Source organism: Pseudofrankia asymbiotica (assembly GCF_001983105.1).
GTDB classification, from domain to species: domain Bacteria; phylum Actinomycetota; class Actinomycetes; order Frankiales; family Frankiaceae; genus Pseudofrankia; species Pseudofrankia asymbiotica.
In genome coordinates this window covers 57,732-64,472 of the sequence record NZ_MOMC01000069.1, presented here as the reverse complement: position 1 = coordinate 64,472, position 6,741 = coordinate 57,732, and the positions used below count along the sequence as shown (strand labels likewise).

General features: G+C 69.0%; 5 protein-coding genes. All 5 read left to right on the top strand.

Annotation, left to right across the window (positions count from 1 at the left end; genetic code table 11):
* The coding region (locus BL253_RS43300; RefSeq protein WP_206745137.1) for a hypothetical protein at positions 1 to 385 on the top strand (385 nt) is incomplete at its 5' end.
* Between the two features lie 287 nt (positions 386 to 672).
* Positions 673 to 3,237: an aminoglycoside phosphotransferase gene (locus BL253_RS30300; protein ID WP_076820724.1), complete on the top strand. Its 2,565-nt coding sequence runs from the start codon at positions 673 to 675 to the stop codon at positions 3,235 to 3,237.
* Complete coding sequence (locus BL253_RS30295) at positions 3,237 to 4,343, top strand: phosphotransferase family protein (protein ID WP_076820723.1); 1,107 nt, start codon at positions 3,237 to 3,239, stop codon at positions 4,341 to 4,343. The genes BL253_RS30300 and BL253_RS30295 overlap by 1 nt, the downstream gene beginning before the upstream one ends.
* 168 nt (positions 4,344 to 4,511) lie before the next feature.
* Entirely contained in the window at positions 4,512 to 5,369 is an 858-nt protein-coding gene (locus BL253_RS30290; RefSeq protein ID WP_198946458.1) for a DUF4253 domain-containing protein, read from the top strand.
* Positions 5,370 to 5,476: 107 nt separating this feature from the next.
* The gene (locus tag BL253_RS30285) at positions 5,477 to 6,712 is read left to right on the top strand and encodes an MFS transporter (protein WP_076820735.1); all 1,236 of its coding nucleotides are present in this window, start codon (positions 5,477 to 5,479) and stop codon (positions 6,710 to 6,712) included.
* Positions 6,713 to 6,741 lie beyond the last annotated feature (29 nt).

Sequence of the window (6,741 nt, the reverse complement as noted above, 5' to 3'; positions counted from 1 at the left end):
CGTCCCGCCCTACTCCGTCGACCCCCGACGCAAACCCCGCCGAAACCCCCTCCACCGCAGCCTCGACCACCTTTACACTGGAATCTGGGAACCACCGGCCCATGCAGACAAAGCCTGGCATAGCGACAGGAAACTCCGCCTGCCCGACAACGACTGTTGCACCGGCGAAAGTGCCAGCGAAACGGCCACCTACCCCGAATCGGACTGGCCCAGCGACCACTCCGACGTTCTCGTCGACCGCTCCAACACGCTCTTCGACGACCCTCTCCTCGAGGAGGACCACGAGAACGACCACAGCGCCCCGGCGACCAGCGATACCGGCCTCCCAACGATCCTCCCCGCCGACAGCCCAGTGCTGGGTCGGCCGGAACCACCACTCAGCTGACCTCCGGCCCCGGAGACGGCATCGAGCCAGACCACCACCAACGCCAGGAGGAGAGTGCCGTTCCGGCGGGCCTGTCCGCACACAGTACGAGGACCCCCCGCCGCCGGCCTGATGAGTAAGTCACTGATAGGTCCGTCAGCCCAACGCGAGAAGATGGCATATTGCGCGGTTCGACATCCGAGATCAGGTGGGCATGATTGGATGCGCAGGGTGATCGCCGCGGCACGGTGGCGATCAACAACTGTTCCATTACTGCGCACCAATGGCTGTCTCGCCGGAGGTAGTGGATGGCGATCGCGCCGCGGTTTCGCCGGGTGGCGGCGTTGCAACGAGAGTTCGTGGACCGGGTGCCGTTGCTGGACGCGTTCACGAACGAGGTCGAACGGGTCCGGGCGGCGGTAGCCGCTGGCGAGTCCGCGCCGCGGGTGCTGAACATGACCGGGGTCGGCGGGATCGGGAAGTCACGGCTGCTTCGGGAGCTACGGGTCCAGGTTCCGGCGGGCTGGCGGGCCGCGGCGCTCGATCTCCAGGTGCCGGCGATGCGGCAGCAGGAGGATGCCCTCGCCGTCCTGCGCGTCGAGTTCGGCAAACAGGGGGTGCGGTTCGACCGGTTCGACATCGCCTATGCGGTCCTCTGGCAGCGCATTCACCCTCACCTGCGGATCAGCCGGGAGTCACTGCCGTTCGTGGAGGAGAGCGGAGTCCTCACCGAGATCATCGACTCGGTCGCCGGAGTGCCGGTCTTCGGCACCGCTCTCGGTCTACTGAAGGCCGCGGAGCGGGTGACCTCGGATGCGCGCCGCCGTCACCGGATCAGTCGCGACGAGACGCTCTCGTCGCTCGACGAACTGCCAAACGCCGAGGTCGTCGACGCCGTCACCTTCCTGTTCGCCGAGGACCTGCGTGACGCGTCAGCCAGCCGTCCCTACGTGCTGACGATCGACACCTACGAGGCGCTGGTGCCCGCTCCGACCCGCTCCGGGCGGACACAGCTCGCGGACGTCTGGCTACGTGACCTGGTCGCCCAGCTGGATCGCGGCCTGGTCGTCATCGCCGGCCGGGAGCCGCTGGGATGGGACGCCTACGACGCCGACTGGCGTGGGCTGATCCGGGCCTGCCCGGTCGACGCGCTGCCGATGGAGGCCCGGCTGACGTTGCTCGGCGCCTCCGGGGTGGCGCAGGAGAGCGAACGGCTACGGCTCGCGACGGCGAGCGCGGGGCTGCCTTTCTACCTACATCTCGCCGTCGACACCGGCGGAGCGGGCGGGAATGCCGAGGATGGTGGTCCGAGTCAGGCACACGCGGCGGCGACACAACGGGAGATCCTGCAACGCTTCCTGCAACACGTCGCGGCCGACGAGGTGCGGACGCTGGAGGTCCTTGGCGTTGCACGGATATTCGACCAGGAGATCTTCCGGGCGCTGACGTCGGCTCTCCGGCTTCCCGGTCATGTGACGGCCTGGGAGTCGATCTCGTCCTACTCGTTCGTCTACCCGGCCGGCGATCAGCTCCGGTTCCATCAGCTCATGGCGAGCGCCCTGCGCGACCGGCTTTCCACGTCGGCCCGGCTGGAACTTCACCGACTGCTGCGCGACGCCTGGGAACCGCGAGCCTTCGAGGATCCGGCAGCGGATGGCATCACCGACCAGGAAAGGTCCCGGAGCCTGGGCGGACGACTGCTCGCGGACCCGGTGGCGTTTCAGGAGCTCGTCTTCCATGCTCTGCACATCGGGGAGATCACCGGGGTCGAACTGCTCGACCTGGTAGAGGTCGCGGTCCGCGGCGGGGCCGACGGCGCCGCCGGTGGCGTGCTCACTGACCTGCGCGATTTCCTACGGGAGAACCCAGCTCGCACGACGTCGGATCTGGCCGAGGCCGGACGGGTGATGGATGTCGAGACGGTCCTTCGCCGTGGCGAGGCCAGCCGGGCGCTGGAGCTGACACCGGACGAGGACTGGGACGTCAGCCAGCCTGTCGGGGCACGGCTCGCGGTCGCCGCCGGTCAGGCACGCCGCATCGCGGGCCAGACGACCGCCGCTTTAACGATCTACAACCGCGTCTGGGCCGGCCAGGATGACACCGCCCGGATGGGCGCCGGCCTGTGGGCCGCCGACCTGCACATGTGTCAGGGACGGTTCGTCGAGGCGGAGCGGTTCGCGACCGAGCTGGACGTGATCGCCGAGCGGCGGCATCCGGAGTGCCGCGGCGACGTGGCCCGACTGCGCCACCTGGCGCACCGGTTCGCCTTCGACTTCCCAGCATCGGGCCGATTTCTCGACGAGGCTGCGACCTATTACCAGGCGGCCCGTTCCTTCGTCGGGAACGCGAACATCAGGACGAACCGGGCCGAGCTGCTCGCGTTCATCGATGCGCCCGCAGCCATCCCCGAGGCGCGGGCGGCCATCGAGGTCCAGACCGAGATCGGCGCACAGCATGAGCTGGGCAAGTGCCACACGGCGATCGCCGTCGCCGAGCTGCGGCTCGGCAACCTCGACCAGGCCGAGGTGGAGTTCGACACGGCGGTCGAGGCATTGACCCGGGCGAGCTATCGATCGGGGCTTGCTCGGGCAAGGTTGTACCGAGGTGCGTTGGAGGCGCGGCGGGGCCAGGTCGGCCTCGCCCAGGAGTCGGCGCGGTGGGCGGTGAGCGAACTGGAGGCCGCGGAGGTGTACCCGACGCTGGTGTTGTGCGCCGGAACAGCGCTGCGAGAGCTAAGAATTGAGGATCAATACGTGACGGACGCCTGCCAGCGCGCCGAAAGCGCCCTCCAACCATTGGACTCTCTCGACGTCCTGAAGGGCCGCATCGACGCCCTCGCCCGCGACCTGCTCGGCTTCGACGGGGCAGCCTGATGACGAGGTCCGACCCGGCGATTCCAGATCCGGCTGGTTCCGCGGTAGGGAACGGCCCAGCGGCTGACGCGGTCGTCGGCGAGGTGAGGGCGACCGTGCCGCACGCGGCCACGAACGAACCCGACGAGCTGTACTGGCTGGCCCTGGCCCGCACCGACCGGAGCGCCGGCTTCTACAACCACAACGTCCGGGTCGGGACACCGTCGGGGCCCGTCGTGGTGCGCATCCCCATCCCCGAGGCCGACACCATGGACCTCACGATCTGGCCAGAGTCCGAGGTCGTGCGTGCCCTCCACCCCGCCATTCCTCGGGCCCCAAGGCTTCTCCACGCCAACGTCGGTCCGGCCTACCAGATCGTCGAATGGATCGAGGGTGACGTCCTCGACGCGATCGCGCCCCGCGGCAAGCGCGTGCCCGAACATGTGATCCCCGACGTCGGTGCCCTGTTCACCCAGCTCGGCAGGGTGCCGCTGGACCAGCTCCCAGCGCTGCCCGCCGACTGGCCCGGCGACGGGGACACGGCGGCGTTCGCGAGCAGGCTGTCGGCTATCACCGCCGGCGTGCACGCCAGGTTTCTCGCCGAGTTCGGCGATCTGTTCAAGGCCCTCGGCTTTCCCGCCGACCCGCTGGAGCCGGTCCTCGAACGCTGGTCGACCCTCTGCCCCAGACCGTTCCGCCTGCTCCACACCGACATCCATCGCAAGAACATGATCGTGAACGGCGGTGCGACATACTTCCTCGACTGGGAGCTGGCTCTCTGGGGTGACCCGGTCTACGACCTGGCGGTACACCTTCACAAGATGGCTTACCAACCCGACGAGGAGGAACTCGCCGGGGCGGCCTGGCGAAACGCCGTCCCGCCGGAGGCCGCCGTCGAGTGGACCCGCGACCTCGCTACCTACCTCGCCCACGAGCGGGTGAAATCCGCCGTCGTCGACACGGTCCGCTACACCAAATTGATCGCCGCCGGCTCRGAGACGCCTGCGGCCGAGGCGGCCCTGCTGGACAAGCTCACCGTCAAGCTCCAAGCGGCCCACGCCGTCTGGCGGACGGGACACGTCCCGGATCGCGAGAACGTCGAAAACCGGCTGCGGATCGGCAGCTAAACACCACTTTCCCTGAGGCGGACCGACGGGGCCCGCCAAGCATGGCCAGACTGGCCGGAGCTTCAGGTCGTCGGCCTGTCTGCGACCGTCGGCTACCCGGTCGAACTGTCGGACCTTGTGATTAGCCTCCAGCGAGCTGATGGTGATCGTTCGCGAGGAGGTAGCGCGGTGGTTGGTGCTGAGGTTTGGCCTCCCGCGGATCCGGGGGCGTTGTTCGGCGCGGGGCAGGCCGGCCAGTACTCGCTGTCGGTCCCGTTGCCGCCGGGGCGCTGCCGCGTCGCGAAGGAGGGCAACGCGGAGAGCCTGGCGCTGTGGATGAGCGATGAGCCGGCCGCCCCTGAACTGTGGGCCCAGTTGCTCGCCGCGCACCCCGCCACCGGGCTGTGGCCTCTCCTTCTCGAGCCCCAATACTGGGAGGAAGACCGCCCACAGCGGGAGCCCAGGGGATTCCACCCCTGGGAGACAGGCGAACTATCGCCTGATCGAATGACATCTCCTGGCGACCACGACCCGGCGACGATCCTCGCGGACTGGTGGGACTGCGACGGTGAGGACGACAGTGACGGGTGCTACCAGCACAAGCCGTTCGGACACGACTGGCCTGGCCTCGCCGGTCAGTCCGAGCAGCGCGCCGACCCGGGCCAGGCAGCCGCAGAGTGCGCTCGCCAGATCCTCGCGAACCACCCCAGGCTGCGTCTCGGCCTGGTAGCCGCGGACTCCGGTGCCAATGCCCTCACGCTCGTGGGCTGGGAAGGACCTGCCAACCACACCCTCGACACCGCTGAGATCTCCGCGGTAGTCGGGAGCTGGGAACGACGCTTCGGTGTCCGCGTCGTCGCCGTCGGCTTTGACACGCTCTACCTCAGCGTCGCGGCCCCTCCGACCAGCGACGACGACGCGCGCCTTCTCGCCGCCGAGCACCTCGCCTTCTGCCCCGACAACTTCGACAGCGACGTCAGCATCACCGTCGAGGACTATGCGGTCGCCCTCACCAGCACCGACACCTGGACCTTCTGGTGGGACTGAGGCCCTTGCCGGCCATCGCGGCTGGTGGACGCGGTTCAGCGGGGTACGGGTGTTAGGTCGAGCGGTGGGCGGGGCCTGCGGGTGTCTGGGCTGATCAGATGGGTTCCATGCCTGCCGAACCCCTGCCTGAACTACGTCGGCCTTCTCGCAGGGTCGCGTTTGTCGTGGGTTCGGCGACGTTGATCCTGACGTTCGTCGCGTCGGGCACGCCGATTCCGCTGTACAGCACCTATCGGCTCGAGGACGGGATCTCGAACTCGGGTCTGGCGCTCACCACCGTCGTCTACTTCACGATGACGGCACTCTCGCTCCTGCTGCTCGGAAGGCTGTCCAATCACCTCGGCCGCCGCCCGGTCGGCATTGCCGCCCTGCTGTGCTCGATCGCCGGCGGACTGGTGCTGATGCACGTCGCGGCGCTGCCGATGTTGGTCGTCGGCCGGGCGCTGCAGGGGATCGCCTGCGGGGTCGCGTCGAGCGCGCTCGGCTCCTACGTCATCGACACCGCGCCCGAGGCGCCTCGCTGGCTGGCCGCGCTGATCACCAGCATCGTTCCGCCGTTGGCGGTCCCGCTCGGCGCGCTGCTGTCCGGCGCGATCGTCGAGTATGGGCCGGCACCCCGAGTTCTGACCTACACCATCGTGGTCTGCGCGCTCGCCGTTGGAGTCGCGTTGCTGCTGGCATGCCCGGAGAGCGTCGGACGACGTGACACGTCAGCGGCACGGCGAACGCTGCGGCCACAGGTCCGCGTACCACCCGGTGCCAGGAGGCCGCTGCTCGTCGTCGGCATGGTCGCGGTCGCGACCTGGTCGCTGGGCGGCTTCTTCCAGGCATTCGCGCCCGGCCTCACCGCGGACCGGCTCGGCACCGAGAACACCTTCGTCGTCGCACTGGTCTTCGCGTCGCTGTCGGTGCTCTCCCCGGTCGGCGGCGTGTTGACGGGTCGGCTGCGGCCGGCGCCCTCGGTCTGCCTCGGACTCGGAGTGTTCGCGACCTGTGCCGTCATTGTCGCGATCGCCGTGCGCAGCGGGACGATCGTGCCCTTCCTGGTCGCGAGCTTCGTCGCGGGTGTCGGACAGGGCATCGCCGCCACGGGCGGTATGCGCGGTTTGCTGGCCAGGACCAGCGCGGATGACCGCGCGGGCGTCCTGGCCAGCGTCTTTCTGATCTCCTACTGCGCGGCGGCCGTTCCCGGCCTGATCACCAGCCGACTGGCCGGCCATGTGAGCCTCGTTCACATCACCTTCGGCTACACCGTCCTGGTCGTCGTAGCGTCGGCGCTCGCGATGCTCGCCGGCCGGGCTCCGACGATCCGCATCGAAGCTCCCGTCGTCGAGCCAGGCTGACGGCGTCGCGTCGGCGTCGTCCGCGTATA

Coding starts and splice junctions, on each gene's coding strand:
- BL253_RS30300 (WP_076820724.1), top strand. CDS start 673: ATGGCGATCGCGCCGCGGTTTCGCCGGGTGGCGGCGTTGCAACGAGAG.
- BL253_RS30285 (WP_076820735.1), top strand. CDS start 5,477: ATGCCTGCCGAACCCCTGCCTGAACTACGTCGGCCTTCTCGCAGGGTC.